The sequence below is a fragment of the Microbacterium sp. Bi98 genome, assembly GCF_918698045.1.
GTDB lineage: Bacteria > Actinomycetota > Actinomycetes > Actinomycetales > Microbacteriaceae > Microbacterium.
This window is the reverse complement of the sequence record NZ_CAKKLK010000002.1, coordinates 541,060-558,194: the sequence shown is the minus strand read 5'-3', so window position 1 is coordinate 558,194 and position 17,135 is coordinate 541,060. Positions and strand designations below refer to the sequence as shown.

Below are 17,135 nucleotides of genomic sequence, written 5' to 3'. Positions count from 1 at the left end.
ACACATCCGGATGCATTTCATTCCGCGTCGAAGTGCTACTTGAGCAGCCGTGACAACCGGCGATCGGCGAGCGGTTTGCCACCGGTCTGGCACGTGGGGCAGTACTCCATCGAGCGATCTGCGAAGAAGACGCTGCGCACCGTGTCGCCGCACACGGGGCAGGCCTCGCCACGACGGGCATGCACCTGCATCCCACGGCGCTTGGCGTCTTTGAGGTCGGCCGGCGGCTTGCCCGAGGCCTCGGCGACCGCATCCGCGAGAGTCGTCTGCATGGCGGCATACAGGCGATCGACCTCGTCGTCGTCGAGCTTGTCGGCGATCGCGTACGGCGACATCCGCGCGGCGTGCAGGATCTCGTCGGAGTAGGCATTCCCGATTACGGCGATCACGCCCTGATCGCGGAGCAAGCCCTTGATCTGCGTGCGCCGCCCCTGGAGCAGACCGCCGAAGACCTCCCGGGTGAACGACTCGTCGAGAGGGTCGGGCCCGAGCCGGGCGATCCCCGGGACGTCCTGCGGGTCGCGCACGACATACACAGCGAGCGACTTCTTGGTGCCGGCCTCGGTGAGGTCGAATCCGCTCTCGTCGTCGAGGCCGACACGGACGGCGATGGGTGACTTGCCGGGTTTGATCGGCGTCGTGGGCAGCGTCTCGTACCAGCGCAGCCAGCCCGCCTTGGCCAGGTGGAAGACGAGATGCAGGTCGTCGCCGCACGAGAGCACGACGAACTTTCCCCGTCGGGAGGCCGCAGTGATCTGCTGACCGTGCAGTGCGGAGTTCGGCGGGTCGTATGTCTTGAGCGCGGCGATCGCGCCCACGCTGGTTCGCACGATCGTCCGCCCCACCGCGCGCTGGGTGAGGAATGTGGTCAGGCCCTGTACTTCCGGCATCTCCGGCATGCGTTCATCCTGCCATCGGGGTCGGACACGCGACTAGAGCACCGGCCAGTCGACCGGTGTGCGGTCGTCGGACGCGAGGAGTCCGCCGAACCACCCGTCGTCGCGGCCGCGCTCGCTCGTGAGCGCCTGGCGTGCGAATCCCTCGTAGCGGAACCCGAGCGCCCTCGCCGATCGTGCCGACGGGATGTTGCCCGCGACCGCCCGCCAGCCCAGCCGTGCGAGACCGAGCTCGTCGAAGCCCCAGTCGACGACGGCGCGCGCGGCCTCGACGAGGTAGCCGTTGCCGCGCGCGGCAGAGGTGACCCAGTATCCGAGCTCCGCGTGCCCGCCGGTGTGGTGCGGCGTGATGTGGTGCAACCCGATCGAGGCGACGAGCTCCTCGTCGCGATACGCGCACCAGATCGTCTGGCTCCCGTCGGCCCACCACTCGCCGATCAGGCGCACATAGTCCGCGGCGTGCTCTCGCGTGTAGGGGCTCGGCACGGTCGTCCACCGCGGGATCTCCGGATCCTGGCAGGCTGCGACGATCGCGTCGATGTCCGACTCGTCCGGCACATGCAGCGTGAGGCGGTCCGTGGTGAGGGTGACCGGTTCCATCCCGGAATCCTACGGGTCGGAGAACGCGTGTGCGCGCGGCTCCCGGTCCCGGTGTCGGCGGCCGCGACTAGGCTTGTCCGGTGACTGTTCCGGGGATTCTGCGCGCCTTGGAAGAGGCGTCTCTTTTTCGTGACGCCCTCGGCTGGGCGCAGACCGATGCCGATCTCGGCCTCGTCGACGGCCTCGACGCGCCGGCGCTCGCCGGCCTGCTCGAGAAGCGCCGCGCCGCGGGTCATCCCGCAGCGCTGCTGACCGTCGTCCCCACGGGGAGGCGCGCCGAGAGCCTCGCCGCGGCGCTCGGCGCCTACATCCCCGACGCCGAGGTCGTGACCTTCCCCGCGTGGGAGACACTGCCGCATGAGCGACTGAGTCCCAGCCCCGACACCGTCGGTCAGCGACTGCAGACCCTCCGTCGCGTCGCCGAGTGGTCGGGTGATCACCCCCTCGTCGTCGTCGCCTCGGTGCGAGCAGCGCTCCAGCCCATCGCCGGCAACCTCGGCGAGATCGCTCCGCTCGAGCTGCGCGCCGGCACGCGCGGTCATGAGCTCGACCGCGTCGTCGAGCAGCTGGTCGAGCGCGCCTACTCGCGCGTCGACATGGTGTCGCGTCGCGGCGAGTTCGCCGTGCGCGGCGGCATCCTCGACGTCTTCCCCGCGATCTCGGAACACCCCTTCCGCGTCGAGTTCTTCGGCGATGAGGTCGACCAGATCCGCGCGTTCTCCGTCGCCGACCAGCGCTCGCTTCCGGGCGACGTCGACGGCGTCGATCTGCCTCCGAGCCGCGAGCTGCTGCTGACCCCCGATGTGCGCGATCGTGCGCGGGCGCTGATCGGCGGCTTCCCGGCGATCGCCGGCATGCTCGAGAAGATGGCAGAGGGCATTCCGGTCGAGGGAATGGAGTCGCTGCTCCCGGCGGTGTCCGGTCCGCTCAAGTCCCTGGCCGAGTATCTGCCCGAGGGCAGCGCGACCGCGGTCGTCGATCCCGAGCGCTCCAGCGCGCGGGCCATCACGCTGGGCGAGACGAACCGCGAGTTCCTCGATGCGGCCTGGAGTGCGGCGACGTCCGGCGCATCGGCTCCCATCGACCTCGGCGCCGGCGACTTCCTCACCATCGCCCGACTGCGCGAGGTCGTCCGCGACCGTGGCGGCGTGTGGTGGCGGCTGAGCCCGTTCGCGATGGGTGGCGAGGACGCCGAGACCATCGACGCCCAGGTCATCCCGTCGTTCCACGGCAACGTCGACGGCGCGATCTCGTTCGTCGACGCCAAGGTGGCCGAGGGGTGGCGCGTGGTGGTCATCGCCGCCGGTGCCGGACTCGTCGACCGCGCCCGCGACGTGCTCTCCGACCGCGGCATCGCCGCGCGCATCGTCTCCGAGCTCATCGAGGCGCCCGACACCGGCGTCGCGACGCTCGTCACAGGATCCGTCGAGGCCGGCTTCCAGATCGGCGAGGCGAAGCTCGCCGTCCTCACCGACAACGAGTTCTACGGCCGCACCATCGGCGGCGACCAGCGGGTCGTCAAGAAGCTCGCCTCGCGTCGCAAGAACGTCGTCGACCCGTTGCAGCTCAAACAGGGCGACTTCGTCGTGCACAACACCCACGGCATCGGCCGCTTCGTCGAGATGACGCAGCGCGAGGTCTCCACGGGGGGCCGCAATGCGACCAAGTCGGTGCGCGACTACCTCGTGCTCGAGTACGCGCCGTCGAAGCGCGGCTACCCGGGCGACAAGCTCTACGTGCCGACCGACCAGCTCGACCTGCTCTCGAAGTACGTCGGCGGCGAGGGCCCCACGCTCTCGAAGATGGGCGGCAGCGACTGGTCGCAGGCGAAGGGCAAGGCGCGCAAGGCCGTGCGCGACATCGCCGTCGAGCTCGTCAAGCTGTATTCGGCGCGGATGAGCGCCAAGGGGCATGCCTTCGGTCCGGACACGCCCTGGCAGCGCGAGCTCGAAGAGGCGTTCCCGTTCGCGGAGACCCTCGATCAGCTGCAGACCATCGACGAGATCAAGGCCGACATGGAGCGGCCGATCCCGATGGACCGCCTGCTCTCGGGCGATGTCGGGTTCGGCAAGACCGAGGTCGCCGTGCGTGCGGCGTTCAAGGCGATCCAGGACGGCAAACAGGTCGCGATGCTGGTGCCGACCACGCTTCTCGTGAAGCAGCATCTCGAGACCTTCACCGAGCGCTTCGCCGGATTCCCGGTCAAGGTGCGGCCGCTGTCCCGCTTCCAGACCGACAAGGAGGCTCGTCTCACGCTCGACGGCCTGCTCGACGGCACGGTCGACATGGTGATCGGCACGCATCGCATCCTCACCGACCAGGTCATGTTCAAGGACCTCGGTCTGATGATCATCGACGAGGAGCAGCGCTTCGGCGTCGAGCACAAGGACACCCTCAAGAAGATGAAGACCAACGTCGACATCCTCGCGATGAGTGCGACGCCGATCCCGCGCACGCTCGAGATGGCGGTCACCGGCATCCGCGAGATGTCGACGCTCGCCACCCCGCCGGAGGACCGGCATCCGATCCTCTCGTTCGTCGGCCCCCGCAGCGACAAACAGATCGCGGCGGCGATCCGGCGCGAGATCCTGCGCGAGGGACAGGTGTTCTTCGTGCACAACCGTGTGCAGTCGATCCAGCGGGTCGCGGCGCAGCTCGCCGAGCTCGTGCCCGAGGCGCGCATCGCGGTCGCACACGGTCAGATGGGCGAGCACGCGCTCGAGCAGGTCGTCGACGACTTCTGGGAGCGCAAGTTCGATGTGCTTGTGTCGACGACGATCATCGAGACCGGCCTCGACATCTCGAACGCGAACACGATCATCATCGACCGCGCCGACAAGTACGGACTCAGCCAGCTGCATCAGCTGCGCGGACGTGTCGGGCGAGGTCGCGAGCGTGCGTACGCCTACTTCCTCTACGACGAGATGAAGCCGCTGAGCGAGACGGCGGCTGACCGACTCCAGACGATCGCCGTGAACAACGACCTCGGCTCCGGCATGCAGGTCGCGCTCAAGGACCTCGAACTGCGCGGTGCGGGCAACCTGCTCGGCGGCGAGCAGGCCGGGCATATCGCCGGCGTCGGATTCGATCTCTATCTTCGGATGATCGGCGAGGCCGTCGCGACGTTCCGGGGCGAGGATGTCGAGTCGGGACAGGAGCTGCGACTCGAGCTGCCTCTGGACGCGCGTATTCCCGAGCACTACATCGACAGCGAGCGACTCCGTCTCGAGGCTTACCAGAAGCTCTCCGCCGCCTCGGCGGCCACGGCGAAGGACGACGCGATCGACCTCGTCATCGACGAGCTCACCGACCGCTACGGCACCCCGCCCGACGAGGTCGAGGGTCTGATCGCCGTCGCACGTCTGCGTCGGCGTGCGGCCAGAGCAGGACTCTCCGACGTGGTGGTCATGGGATCGAACCTGCGCATCGCGCCGGCGCGGCTCGAGGACTCGATCAAGGTGCGTCTGCAGCGGCTGTATCCCAAGGCGAAGCTGGTCGCCGGGGGTGAGGCCCTCGTGGTGCCCATGCCCACCGTGCCGGCCGCCGTGGGAGTCGGCCTCGAACCGCTGCAGGCGGCCGAGCTGCTCGAGTGGGTCGGGCAGCTGTTCACCGCGATCTTCCCCGAGCCCGTCTCGGCCGAGAAGACCGTCGACGCCTAGGCGCGGCGCAGCGACCTCGCGTGCGTCACAGCGAGAACCCGCCGTCCGTGGTCAGCACCTGACCCACCACCCAGGAGCCGGCGTCGGTGCACAGCCAGCCGATCAGCCGCGCCGGGTCGTCCGGTCGACCGACTCGGCCGAACGGCGTGCCGGCGATCCATTCGTCGACGCCGGAGAGATCGCGATCCGTGGTGTCCGCATCGAGGTAGCCCGTGTTCACGGGGCCCGGGTTGACGGTGTTCAGCACGATCCCGACGTCGAGCAGCTCCGCCGCCGTCGACCGCGTGATGCCCGCGAGCGCGGCCTTGCTCGTCGCATAGGAGATCTCTCCGCGCATCGCTCCGTGGCCCTGACCGGAGGTCATCCAGATGACGTGCGCCGTCGGCTTCTCGAACGGGCCGAGTGAGGGGATGCTGTCGCCCGGGCGGGCGACGGGGGTGTCCGCGCCGCCGAGCTCGACCCGGACTCGACGCGCCAGGCCCGCGGTGAGCAGCAGCGATGCGCGCGCGTTCGCCTGCCAGTGCGCGTCCAGCCGGTCGGCGGTCATGTCGAAGATCGTCCCGTCGCCTCCGCTCATCGCCTGATTGCAGACGACGATGTCGAGCCGTCCTGACAGCGAGGACGCCGCATCGAGCAGCGGTTCGATGCTGTCGGGGTCACGGAGATCCGCCTCGGCGTCGCCCATCACCGCTCCGGATGCGAGCGAGTCCCGGATGCCGGTGCGGACGGCGTCGAGATCGTCGCCGCCCCAGGGGTGGTCGAGATCATGCGGGCGGAAGTGGTGGACGAACACGTTCGCGCCGAGGGAGGCGAGCGTCGTGGCGGTCGCGAATCCGATGCCGCGCCTGCGCGAGACGCCGGTCACGAGCGCGGTGCGTCCGAGCAGGGGAAGGTCGGCGGAGTGCATGAGGATGCCTTTCGATCGAGGATGCCGCGGCATGCCGAGGGGCGGCCGGAGGCGGGGGAGAGATCGAGTCACCTGCATTGCATGGGCGTCAGCGTAGCAGGACGCCGCCGTCGGCCTTCTCGTCCCGTGCGCTGCACCACTACGCTGGCGTCATGTTGTACGAGCACCTCGGGGCTCGGCCCCGGATCCATGACACCGCCGTCGTCGCTCCCACCGCCGTGATCTCCGGAGACGTGACGATCGGACCGGACTGCCAAGTGCTGCACGGCGCCGTGATCACCGCCGAGGGCGGGCCCATCACGCTCGGCGAGCACGTGATCGTGATGGAGAACGCGCTCATCAGGGCGACGGCCGCGAACGCCGTGCACATCGGCTCGCACACGCTCGTCGGAACCCTCGCGAGCATCGCGGGTGCGACCGTCGGCGAAGAGGTCTTCCTCGCGTCGGGCGCCCGGATCTTCAACGGCGCGCTGGTCGGGGACCGGTGCGAGGTGCGCGTGAACGCCATCGTGCACCGGCGGGCGGTGCTGCCGTCCGGCACCGTCGTGCCGATCGGCTGGGTCGCGGTCGGGGATCCCGTCCAGCTCCTCTCTCCCGACCGCGAGGAGGAGATCTCCGCGGCCCAGCCCGAGCTCGACTTCCCGGGGCACGTCTTCGGCGTGGACCGCGACACCCCCGACCTGATGGTTCAGCTGACCGAGCGGTACGGCAGTTCCCTGGCCCGGCATGCCGACGACGTGCGTCTCGATGCCGACGGCCACGCGGCGGGCCGAGGGTGAGTGACGGGGCAGGGCTCGTCCGACCGGACATCAGCGCGGAGGACGCCGCGCTGATCGCTCGCGACTGCTACGGGGTCGACGCCCAGGCGAGCGAGCTCGGTAGCAACCAGGACCGGAACTTCGTCCTGATCGAGCCGGACGGATCACGCAGCGTGCTGCGCGTCGACAACCCGGTGTTCGGCGACGACGCGAGAGCCGCGCAGCATGCGGCGCTCGACGCCTACCGCGCAGCCGGCGTTCGTGTTCCCACCGTGCTCCCCGGGCTCGACGGTGAGCTCACCCAGCGCTGGCGAGGATTTGCGGTGCGGCGCAGCGAGTTCGCCGAGGGCGAGCCGATGGTCGACGCGGGCTATCTCGCTCCCGTCGTGCTGAGGGAGTTCGGCACGCTGGCTGCGGCATCCGTGAACGCGCTCGCAGGTCTCGTGCATCCGGGGCTCGACCGTGAGCAGATGTGGGACATGCGCGTCGCGTACGAGCAGATCATCGCGCTGGCCCCGGCAGTGACCGAGGCCGAACTGCGCGTGCGCGTGCGCACGGCAGCCGATGAGGCTCACGCCGCTGTCTCGACCGTCGCTGCCGGCCTGCCTGTGCAGCCGATCCACGGCGACCTGACCGACGACAACGTCACCGGAATGCGCGGTGCCGACTCGCGGCTGCACCCGCACACGGTGCTCGATCTGGGAGACCTGGGTCTCGGTTGGCGCGTCGCGGAACTGACTGTCTGCGTCTCGTCGATGCTGCACCATGAGCCGGAGCGCCCGCTTCGCGCACTCGACACCGTCGCGGCGTTCCACGCCGATGCCCCGCTCACTCGCGACGAGGCGGTCGCGGTGTGGCCCCTCGTCGTGCTGAGAGCAGCGCTGCTCGTCGCGAGCGGCTGGCGTCAGCTCGCGATCGACGGGGACAACGACTACGCCCGCGAGAGGATCGAGGGGGAGCAGGCCATCTTCGACGCGGCGACCGCCGTTCCGCTCGCCGAGATGTCCGAGCACGTGCTCGCGCGGCTCGGGTTCGCGTCTCCGGAGTTCGAGATGTCGGATGCTGGGACTTCGGATGAGACTCCTGATGCGGGGACTCCGGATGCGGGGGCTCCGGATGCTGAGATTCCGGATGCCGAGATTCCGGGGGACGCTCCCGACGTGCCTGACGCTCCCGACGTACCCGACGCTTCCCGCCGGGAACTGTCGATGCTGCTTCCCGATCTCGACGGCCGAGTCCTCCTGGTCGATCCGGGCATCGAAGCCGAGGGGCTCGATGCAGGGCGCTGGTCGCATCCGGATGCCGAGGCGATTCTCGTGGCCGAGGCCCACGCGGCGGGTGCTCGCGCTGCCGTGGTTCCCTACGGCGTCTTCCGGCTCACCCGGACGACCGTCGACGCCGTGAGCGCAGCCGCCACCTGGCCGGTGGAGACGGAGGTGCATGTCGCCCCCGGTCCGTCGTCGCGACTGGTCGCACCGACCGCGGGGGAGCTGAAGATCACCGACGACGGGGTGCGCATCGAGCTCGACGGCGGGTGGAGGCTCGCGCTCCGTGGCACCGACATCGAGCCGAATCGCAGCGGGAGAGTCGAGAGGGGCGAGAGCATCGGCAGGCTCGCCGCATCCTTCGAGAACCGCACGATGGTCATCGGGCTGACGCGAGGGGATGCTCCGCCGCTCCGCTCCCCGCTGCCGAATCCGCCGATCGCCGCGCGGCTCGTCACCCCGGAACGCGTCGCGGCCTGGCGTCGCTTCACCGCGGACCCCGCTCCGCTGCTGGGCCTCCGGTCCGCCGCGCAGCGCGACGAGGCCGGTCAGGAGCTCGAGCGCCGCGAGCGCATCTTCGCGGCCGCACAGGAGCGCTATTACGAGCACCCGCCGCAGATCGAGCGAGGCTGGCGGCACCACCTCGTCGACACGACCGGTCGCAGCTACATCGACATGGTGAACAACGTCGCCGGGCTCGGCCACGGGCACCCGCGAGTCGCGGCGGCGGCGAACCGCCAGCTGAAGACTCTCGCCACGAACTCCAGGTTCCTGTTCCGCGGCCTCGCCGAGTACAGCGAGCGACTCATCGCGCTGATGCCCGAGGGGAGCGGCCTCGACACCGTACTGCTCGTGAACAGCGGATCGGAGGCGGTGGACCTCGGCATCCGTCTCGCGCAGGCGGCCACCGGCCGACGAACCGTCGTCGCGCTGCGAGAGGCCTATCACGGGTGGACGATGGCGAGCGATGCGGTCACCACCAGCGCCTATGACAATCCTGATGCGCTCGCGACGCGTCCCGACTGGGTGCACGTCGCCGATGTGCCCAACTCGTTCCGCGGCACGCACCGCGGCCAGGACTCGGCGGACAGGTACCTCGCCGACCTCGCCGCCGACCTCGACCGGCTCAGCGTCGAGGGCCGGGATCCGGCCGGGTTCGTGTGCGAGTCCGTGCTCGGCAACGCGGGCGGGGTGGTCCTCCCCGACGGATATCTGACCGGAGCGTACGACCTCGTGCGTTCACACGGTGGCCTGTGCATCGCCGACGAGGTGCAGGTGGGCTTCGGGCGCATGGGATCCACGTTCTGGGGATTCGAGCAGTCCGGAGTGATCCCCGACATCGTCACGATCGCGAAGCCGATGGGCAACGGCTTCCCGATCGGCGGCGTGATCACTTCGAAGAGGATCGCCGACGCGCTGAGCGAGCAGGGCCAGTTCTTCTCCTCGGGCGGTGGCAGCACGCTCAGCAGCAGCGTCGGCCTCGCAGTCCTCGATGCCATGGTCGAGGACGACCTGCAACGCAACGCGCTCGACGTCGGTCGGCATCTGGCGGAGTCGCTCCGTGCACTCGCGCAACGGCATCCGATCGTCGGGCCCGTGCACGGGCAGGGGCTGTATCTCGGGGTCGAGCTCGTGCGCGACCCCGAGACCCTGCACCCGGCGGCGGCCGAGGCGGCCGCGATCTGCGAGAGGCTTCGCGAGCTCGGCGTGATCGTGCTCACCACCTCGGAGCGCTCGAACGTGCTGAAGATCAAACCCCCGCTCTGTCTGTCGGTCGAGAGCGCCGACCATGTCGTCGCGATGCTCGACCGCGTGCTCACCGAGGGCTGGTGATCGAGCGGGGTCTTCGAATCGAGTCGGTTCTCGGCATGTTAAATGCGTATTTCGAATCAGATCCGCTCTTCCGCTGACGAATCTCCGGGGTACATACTGAGCGTCAGTGTCGGACCGCCCGAAGTCCGGCCCATGCGCTGTTCCCGAAGGAGTACTCATGGTCACGCCCATCAAGACGAAGCCGCTCGCGCAGGGCGGAGGAACCCTCCGCCGCAATCTCGGCCTCTGGGCGATCGTCGGTCTCGGACTCGGCTACATGACACCGACCGTCGTCTTCGACACGTTCGGCATGGTGGCTCGCGACACCGACAACGTCGTCCCCGCGGCCTACCTCGTCGCCCTCGTCGTGATGGTGTTCACCGCCATCAGCTACGGCAAGATCTCCCGCGCCATCCCGAGCGCCGGGTCTGCGTACACGTACGTCCGCGAGTCGATCCACCCGAACCTCGGGTTCATGGTCGGCTGGACCTCGCTCATCGACTATGTGCTGCTCCCGATGGTCAACTGCCTCATCATCCGCAGCTACCTCGAAGCGCTCTTCCCCGACATCCCCGGCTGGATCTGGGTCGTGCTGTACTGCATCCTCGTCACGAGCATCATCTACATGACGATGCGCGGCACCTCGAACATGAACATGATCCTGCTCGTGTTCTCGATCGTCGTGATGGTCGTGTTCGTCGTCATGGTCGTCGCGCAGCTGATGCGCGGCGAAGGAGCGGGCACGATCGCATCGGCCGCGCCCTTCATCCACGACGGTGCGACGATCGGCGCGGTGCTCATGGGCGCGACGATCGTCTGCTTCTCGTTCATCGGGTTCGACGCCGTGACGATGTACGCCGAGGAGGCGAAGGATCCGAAGACGATGCCCAAGGCGATCCTGCTGACCGTGCTGCTCGGCGGCGCGATCTTCCTCGTCGCCGCGTACGTCACGCAGCTGCGCTTCCCCGACTGGAACGAGTTCGCACCCGGTGGCGACATGCAGTATGTCGAGGATTCGACGCTGCCGATCATCGGAAACCTCGTCGGGGGCAACGTGCTCATGGCCGTGCTGACCGCCGCCGGCTTCTGCGCCACGCTCGCCTCGGGTCTCGCCTCGCACGCATCCGTCTCGCGGATGCTGCTCGTGATGGGTCGCAACAACGTCCTTCCGCAGAAGGCCTTCGGCTACATCAACCCGCGCACCCACACGCCCACCTTCAACATCGTGCTGGTCGGCGCGATCTCGCTGCTCGCGATCCCGTTCACCCTCGAGCTGATCGCGGCGTGGATCAACTACGGCGCCCTGATCGCGTTCACCTTCGTCAACATCTCGGTGATCGCCTGGTTCGCCGTGCGCAAGGGGCGGCGCCACACACCGCGCGACATCTTCTCGTACATCGTGATGCCGGGCATCGGCATGCTCCTCACGGGTCTGCTGTGGGTGAACCTGCACTCCGACGCCCTGACAGGGGGACTCATCTGGACCGCTCTCGGCCTGATCTACCTCGCCGTGATCACGAAGGGGTTCCGCAAGAAGGTGGTCGCGTTCGATGAGAACCAGGCGGTGACCGGGTTCAACAAGGTCGTGAAGGTGCCGGTCGACGAGAACTGAGCACCTCAGGCGTAGAGACGCGCAAGAGCCGCCTGCCCGGGAGGGAGGCGGCTCTTGTGTCGTGCGCAGTGGGTGCGACTCCGGTCAGATCACGCCCTGGGCGAGCATCGCGCCCGCGACGCGCTCGAAGCCCGCGATGTTCGCCCCGGCGACATAGTCGCCGGCCACGTCGTAGCGCTCCGCGGCGTCGAACGCGGCGCGGTGGATGTCCGCCATGATCTCGCGCAGCTTGTTCTCGCTCGCGTCGAAGCTCCACCGCTGGCGAGACGCGTTCTGGCTCATCTCGAGAGCGGAGGTGGCGACGCCTCCCGCGTTCGCGGCCTTGCCCGGCGCGAAGAGGACTCCGGCGCTCTGGAACGCATCGACGGCAGCGGGGACGCAGGGCATGTTCGCGCCTTCCGAGACCGCTCGCACGCCGTTGGCGATCAGGGTCTCGGCGGCGTGGAGGTCGAGTTCGTTCTGGGTCGCCGACGGCACGGCGATGTCGACCGGGACCTCCCAGACGCTGCCGCCTTCGATGAATCGGGCGCCGGGGCGACGGTGGGCGTACTCGACGATGCGCGCGCGCTCGACCTCCTTGATCTGGCGCAGCAGGTCGACGTCGATGCCGGCGTCGTCGACGACGTACCCCGACGAGTCGGATGCCGTGACGGCGGTCGCGCCGAGCTGGGATGCCTTCTGGATCGCGTAGATCGCGACGTTGCCCGAGCCCGAGACGCCGACGCGCTTGCCGTCGAGCGAGTCGCTGTGCACGCCGAGCATCTCCTGTGCGAAGAACACCGCGCCGTAGCCGGTCGCCTCGGTGCGCACCTCTGCGCCACCCCAGCCGGTGCCCTTGCCGGTGAACATGCCGGACTCGTGGCGGTTGGTGATCTTGCGGTACTGGCCGAACAGGTAGCCGATCTCGCGACCGCCGACGCCGATGTCGCCGGCGGGGACGTCGGTGTGCTCGCCGAGGTGACGGTAGAGCTCGTTCATGAACGACTGGCAGAAGCGCATGATCTCGGCATCCGACCTGCCGTGCGGGTCGAAGTCGGATCCGCCCTTGCCGCCGCCGATGCCCTGGCCGGTCAGTGCGTTCTTGAAGATCTGCTCGAACCCGAGGAACTTGATGATCGACAGGTTGACCGACGGGTGGAAGCGCAGGCCGCCCTTGTACGGTCCGAGCACCGAGGAGAACTGGATCCGGTAGCCGCGGTTGACCTGCAGACGCCCGGCATCGTCGACCCACGGCACGCGGAACAGGATCTGCCGCTCCGGCTCCACCAGACGCTCGAGGATGCCGCCGTCGACGTACTGCGGGTTGCGCGCGAGCACCGGTGCGATCGAGTTCAGCACCTCGTGCACGGCCTGCTGGAACTCGGGCTCGTGCGGGCTGCGGGCGAGCACCGTGTCGAACACGGGCTGCACGTCGTCGGCGAGCGGATGGAAGTCGACGGAAGACGGAGAGGTCACGCGAAAGAGCTTTCTGATCGGGGGATGGTGCTGCGTGCGATCGTGTCGCGTGAGGGTGCGCCGGATACGGCGAAGTTTTCACTCTAGCGGGCACGCCGAGGTGAGCACCTTCACACCGGCATGCGCTTGTTCGGGGACGACGACGCGGGGGTCACCCGGTGTTCTGGAGGCCCGCCGCGACGCCGCTCACCGAGAGCAGCAGCAGTCGCCGCTGCTCGTCGTCGGCACCCGAGCCGGTCGCCTCGGCCGGGTCGCGCAGTGCGCGGAGGGCGCGCAGCTGCAGCAGCGACAGGGCGTCGACGTACGGAGTGCGCAGCTGCACGGCGCGCTGCAGGATCGGCTTGTTCTCGAGCAGGCCCACGCCGCCGGTGAGACGGATGACCCACTCGCGCGTCAGCGACAGCTCGTCGAGCACGAGCTGCGCGAGATCGTCCCGATCGCCGAGGGCGAGGTACTGGCGGGCGATGCGCTCATCGGTCTTCGCGAGGCTCATGGCGACGTTGTCGATCATGGTGCGCAGCAGCGGCCAGTCGCGATAGGCCTCGGCGAGACGGGCCTCGTCGCCGACGGCGGCGAGAGCGGTTCCGAGTCCGAACCAGCCGGCGAGGTTGATGCGGGCCTGGGTCCAGGCGAAGACCCACGGGATCGCGCGCAGGTCTTCCAGCGACTCGACCGACAGCCCGCGTCGAGCCGGGCGGGAGCCCAGGGCGAGCAGGCCGATCTCCTCGAGAGGGGTGACCGTGGCGAACCAGGGGGCGAAGCCCTCCGCCTTGACGAGCGAGAAGAAGCGCTCGCGCGACGAGGTGTCCATGACGGCGGCGATGTCGGCGAAGCGTGCGGCGGCGTCGCTCGCGTGCTTCTCGACGGACGGAGACGAGGCGAGCAGCGTCGCCGCGGCGACCTGATCGATGTGGCGCATCGCGATGGCCGGCTCGCCGTAGCGCGCGAAGATGACCTCGCCCTGCTCGGTGAGCTTGAAGCGACCGTCGACCGAGTGCGGCGGCTGAGCGAGGATGGCCGAGTTGGCGGGTCCGCCGCCTCGGCCCAGAGCACCGCCGCGACCATGGAACAGGGTCAGTTCGATGTCGGAGTCCTTGGCCCACTGCGCGATCTTCTCCTGCGCCTCGTACAGGGCGAGGTTCGCGGCGACCGGGCCGACGTCCTTCGACGAGTCGGAGTAGCCGAGCATGACCTCGAGCCGGTTGCCCGTCGTGGCGAGGCGTTCCTGGAACTCCGGGAACGTCACGGCCTCCGCGAGGATGGCGGGCGCGGCCTGCAGGTCGGCGAAGGTCTCGAACAGGGGAACGACGTCGAGCACGGGCGCGTCGTCGCCCAGCGCGTGCCTCGCGAGCGCATACACGTTCGCGAGGTCGGACGCCGACTGAGTGAACGACACGACATAGCGGCCGGCAGCCCGCAGGCCGCGGTCGCGCTGGATCTCGGCGATCACGCGGAAGACCTCGAGCACCTCCTCGGTCTGCGCGCTGATCGCGTCGCCGCTGGAGAGCTCCGAGAGCGCCTTGCGATGCACCTGCGAGTGCTGACGCACCTCGAGCTCGGTCAGATGGAAGCCGTAGGTCTCCACCTGCCAGATGAGGTGCTGCACGCCGCCGAACGCATGGCGCTTCGCGCCCGCATCCGCCAGCGACGACTGCACCGTGCGCAGGTCGTCGAGCAGCTCCTCGGGGCGCGAGTAGCGCTGCTCCTCGCCGCGGCGGGTGGCCGCGACACGGTGGGCGAGGGCGAGCAGCACGCGGCGGTGCGGCTCACCGGGGGAGCGGGCGCCCAGCTCCTCGGCGACGCGCGGCTCAGCGGCGGCGAAGGCCTCCCACAGCGCCGTGACTCCGGCGCTCGCAGGGGTGTCCTCGGCGTCGAGCGTGAGGGCGCGGCCGATGCGCTCGAGTGCGCGCTCCAGTCCGCGCAGCACGTGGTCGGACGCGATCTGCGACGCCTCACGGGTGACGGATGCGGTCACGAACGGGTTGCCGTCGCGGTCGCCGCCGACCCAGGACCCGATGCGCACGAACGCGGGCACGACCGGAGCGCTCGAGCCGGAGTCGTCGCCGCGGAGTGCGTCGTCGATGCGCCGGTACACGTGCGGCACGGTGGTGAACAGCGTCTCGTCGAACACGCCCATTACCGTGCGCACCTCGTCGGTCGGCGAGGGCTTCTCGGCGCGGAGCGGCGCGGTGCGCCAGAGGGTGTCGATCTCCTCCAGCATCCTCCGGCGCGCGCGGTGCTCCTCCGACCCGCCCTCGCTCGCGGCGTCGTGCTGGGTGAGCAGCTCGGAGAGGCGGCGGATGCTCGACGACACCGCGCGACGGCGTGCCTCGGTCGGGTGGGCGGTGAACACCGGGTGGAAGCGCAGGCCCTCGAGACGGCGGAGCGCCTCGTCGTCACCGACCTCCGTCTTCAGACGCGCATAGGCGGTGGCGACGGTGTCGGCCGCATCCTCGCGGCCCGGCTGGCCGGCGCGCTCACGGAGCACCCGCACGCGCTGGTGCTCCTCGGCGAGATTGACGAGGTGGAAGTAGCAGGTGAACGCCCGGGCGACCTCGTCGGCGCGCGCGATGCTGAACGACTCGGCGATCGCGGCCGCCCGATCGAAGGCGTCGGAGGTCTCTTCGTCATAGGCCTGGATCGTCGCCAGCCGCAGCCGCTCGACGTCCTCGAAGAGGTCGTCACCGCCTGCTTCGCGCAGTACCTGGCCGAGAAGGGCGCCGAGCATTCTGACATCGGTGCGCATGGCATCCGGAATGCCGCGGCCCGCTTCGAAACGGCCGATGATGCGGATGGCCGAGGTGTCAGTGGGCTCGGGGAAGGCGTGTTCGGGGGTCACCGTTCGAGAGTATCCCGGGTCGGGGTCGTGCTCTGAACGCATGACGATGTGAGACGTGCGGGGCGCTCGCAATTACCATGGGGGCGATGCGCATCTCCGCGAACCCTCTCCGTGGCCAGCAGTTCCCTGCTGTCCTGCTCCTCGTCGCGGCAGGGCTCGGCATCCTGCTGGCGAATCTTCCCTCGCATGATGCGCTCGCCGCGGTGCTCGACTTCCACATCGCCGTGCCCGGCACAGTGCTCGACCTCTCGATCGAGCACTGGGTGTCCGACGGGCTTCTCGCCGTGTTCTTCCTCGTGGTGGCGATCGAGCTGCGGCACGAGCTCACCCACGGCGAGCTCGATTCGCCCAGCAAGGCCGTGCAGCCGGCCATCGCTGCCGCCGGCGGTGTGCTGGTGCCGATCGCTGTCTATCTGCTCATCGCGGGCGACTCCGCGACCGCCACGGGCTGGCCCATCCCGACGGCGACCGACATCGCCTTCGCGCTCGGCGTGCTCGCGATGTTCGGACGGGGGCTTCCGTCGAACGTCCGCGTCTTCCTGCTCGCGCTCGCGATCCTCGACGACATCATCGGCATCATCTTCATCGCGGTCCTCTTCGCGCACGACGTGCAGTGGCTGTTCCTCGCGCTCGTCGTCGCCGCCGTCGTCGCGTTCTGGCTGCTCAGCAGACTGCTCCACGCCAAGGGGCATCCGGCGGTGGCCGTCGCGATGATCATCGTCGGCGTCGTCGCCTGGGGCCTGGTGGCCTCGTCGGGCATCCACGCCACCATCGCCGGCGTGATGCTCGGGCTCGTGATGTCGCCCGTTCCTGCCGCGCGCACCAGGCACGTGCTCGAACCGACCGTGAACGGCGCGATCCTGCCGATCTTCGCGTTCGTCGCCGCCTTCGTGGTGATCCCCGCCCTCGCACCGTCGGAGCTCTCTCCCGCCTTCTGGGGGATCGTCGTGGCGCTGCCCGTCGGAAAGATCATCGGCATCTCCCTGTTCGGGTGGCTCGCGATGCGGATCCGGCCCCGAGGCGCGGCGCCGGCCCTGCCGTTCGCCGACATCTTCGCCGCCGGTGCGCTGGGCGGCATCGGCTTCACCGTCTCGCTTCTGCTCGCCAACCTCGCCTTCGCGGCCGACGCCGGCACCCGCGATCAGGCCATCCTCGGTGTGCTCGTCGGCTCGCTCGTGGCTCTCGTGCTCTCGGGTGTGATCGTGTCACTCCGCGCCCGTACGTACCGACGACGCGGCGCCGTGACCTCGTGACCGCGAGGCGACCCGAGTGGCGTTCGAAGGAGGACCGGTGAGTGCAGAGCCCGCCCGAGACCCGCTGCGCGCCGCAGCC

10 protein-coding genes are annotated in these 17,135 nt (G+C 69.3%); 5 read left to right on the top strand and 5 right to left on the bottom strand.

The genetic code is table 11. The features are described 5' to 3' along the window. Window positions 1–35: 35 nt before the first annotated feature. A complete protein-coding gene (locus LQZ85_RS06415) occupies window positions 36–899 on the bottom strand; it encodes a DNA-formamidopyrimidine glycosylase family protein (RefSeq protein ID WP_230100677.1) in 864 nt (287 codons plus the stop codon). A gap of 33 nt (window positions 900–932) precedes the next feature. Continuing rightward, a complete protein-coding gene (locus LQZ85_RS06410; RefSeq protein WP_056277897.1) occupies window positions 933–1,496 on the bottom strand; it encodes a GNAT family protein in 564 nt (187 codons plus the stop codon). An 80-nt stretch (window positions 1,497–1,576) separates the two neighbouring features. On the opposite strand from LQZ85_RS06410, the gene mfd reads away from it, so the two are divergent. After that, window positions 1,577–5,155, top strand: a complete 3,579-nt coding sequence (gene mfd, locus LQZ85_RS06405; protein ID WP_056277900.1) for a transcription-repair coupling factor — start codon at window positions 1,577–1,579, stop codon at window positions 5,153–5,155. Between the two features lie 25 nt (window positions 5,156–5,180). Here the strand turns inward: mfd and LQZ85_RS06400 are convergent, their stop codons facing one another. Continuing rightward, the gene (locus LQZ85_RS06400) at window positions 5,181–6,062 is read right to left on the bottom strand and encodes an SDR family oxidoreductase (protein WP_053095491.1); all 882 of its coding nucleotides are present in this window, start codon (window positions 6,060–6,062) and stop codon (window positions 5,181–5,183) included. 152 nt (window positions 6,063–6,214) lie between these two features. Between LQZ85_RS06400 and LQZ85_RS06395 the strand changes: the two genes are divergently transcribed. From LQZ85_RS06395 to LQZ85_RS06385, 3 genes are all read left to right on the top strand, one after another. Further along, entirely contained in the window at window positions 6,215–6,841 is a 627-nt protein-coding gene (locus LQZ85_RS06395) for a gamma carbonic anhydrase family protein (RefSeq protein ID WP_072590958.1), read from the top strand. Further along, complete coding sequence (locus LQZ85_RS06390) at window positions 6,838–9,918, top strand: aminotransferase (RefSeq protein WP_056277905.1); 3,081 nt, start codon at window positions 6,838–6,840, stop codon at window positions 9,916–9,918. Before LQZ85_RS06395 ends, LQZ85_RS06390 begins: the two co-directional genes overlap by 4 nt. 157 nt (window positions 9,919–10,075) lie before the next feature. After that, complete coding sequence (locus LQZ85_RS06385; RefSeq protein WP_082297762.1) at window positions 10,076–11,509, top strand: APC family permease; 1,434 nt, start codon at window positions 10,076–10,078, stop codon at window positions 11,507–11,509. A gap of 84 nt (window positions 11,510–11,593) precedes the next feature. Here LQZ85_RS06385 and gdhA read toward each other — a convergent pair whose 3' ends face one another. Beyond that, complete coding sequence (gene gdhA / locus LQZ85_RS06380; RefSeq protein WP_056277909.1) at window positions 11,594–12,964, bottom strand: NADP-specific glutamate dehydrogenase; 1,371 nt, start codon at window positions 12,962–12,964, stop codon at window positions 11,594–11,596. A 151-nt stretch (window positions 12,965–13,115) separates the two neighbouring features. Then, on the bottom strand, window positions 13,116–15,803 hold the full coding sequence (locus tag LQZ85_RS06375; RefSeq protein ID WP_056277912.1) for a phosphoenolpyruvate carboxylase: 2,688 nt from the start codon (window positions 15,801–15,803) through the stop codon (window positions 13,116–13,118). A gap of 86 nt (window positions 15,804–15,889) precedes the next feature. Here LQZ85_RS06375 and LQZ85_RS06370 point away from each other — a divergent pair, with 86 nt between their 5' ends. After that, window positions 15,890–17,056 (top strand): Na+/H+ antiporter NhaA, encoded by a 1,167-nt coding sequence (locus LQZ85_RS06370; protein WP_056279001.1) that lies wholly within the window; start codon window positions 15,890–15,892, stop codon window positions 17,054–17,056. The last annotated feature ends 79 nt before the right edge of the window (window positions 17,057–17,135 follow it).

What these genes read in the sequence shown, in the direction of transcription:
- LQZ85_RS06415 (WP_230100677.1), bottom strand. Translation starts at nt 899, where the DNA reads ATGCCGGAGATGCCGGAAGTACAGGGCCTGACCACATTCCTCACCCAG.
- LQZ85_RS06410 (WP_056277897.1), bottom strand. Translation starts at nt 1,496, where the DNA reads ATGGAACCGGTCACCCTCACCACGGACCGCCTCACGCTGCATGTGCCG.
- LQZ85_RS06400 (WP_053095491.1), bottom strand. Translation starts at nt 6,062, where the DNA reads ATGCACTCCGCCGACCTTCCCCTGCTCGGACGCACCGCGCTCGTGACC.
- LQZ85_RS06395 (WP_072590958.1), top strand. Translation starts at nt 6,215, where the DNA reads ATGTTGTACGAGCACCTCGGGGCTCGGCCCCGGATCCATGACACCGCC.
- LQZ85_RS06385 (WP_082297762.1), top strand. Translation starts at nt 10,076, where the DNA reads ATGGTCACGCCCATCAAGACGAAGCCGCTCGCGCAGGGCGGAGGAACC.
- LQZ85_RS06370 (WP_056279001.1), top strand. Translation starts at nt 15,890, where the DNA reads ATGCGCATCTCCGCGAACCCTCTCCGTGGCCAGCAGTTCCCTGCTGTC.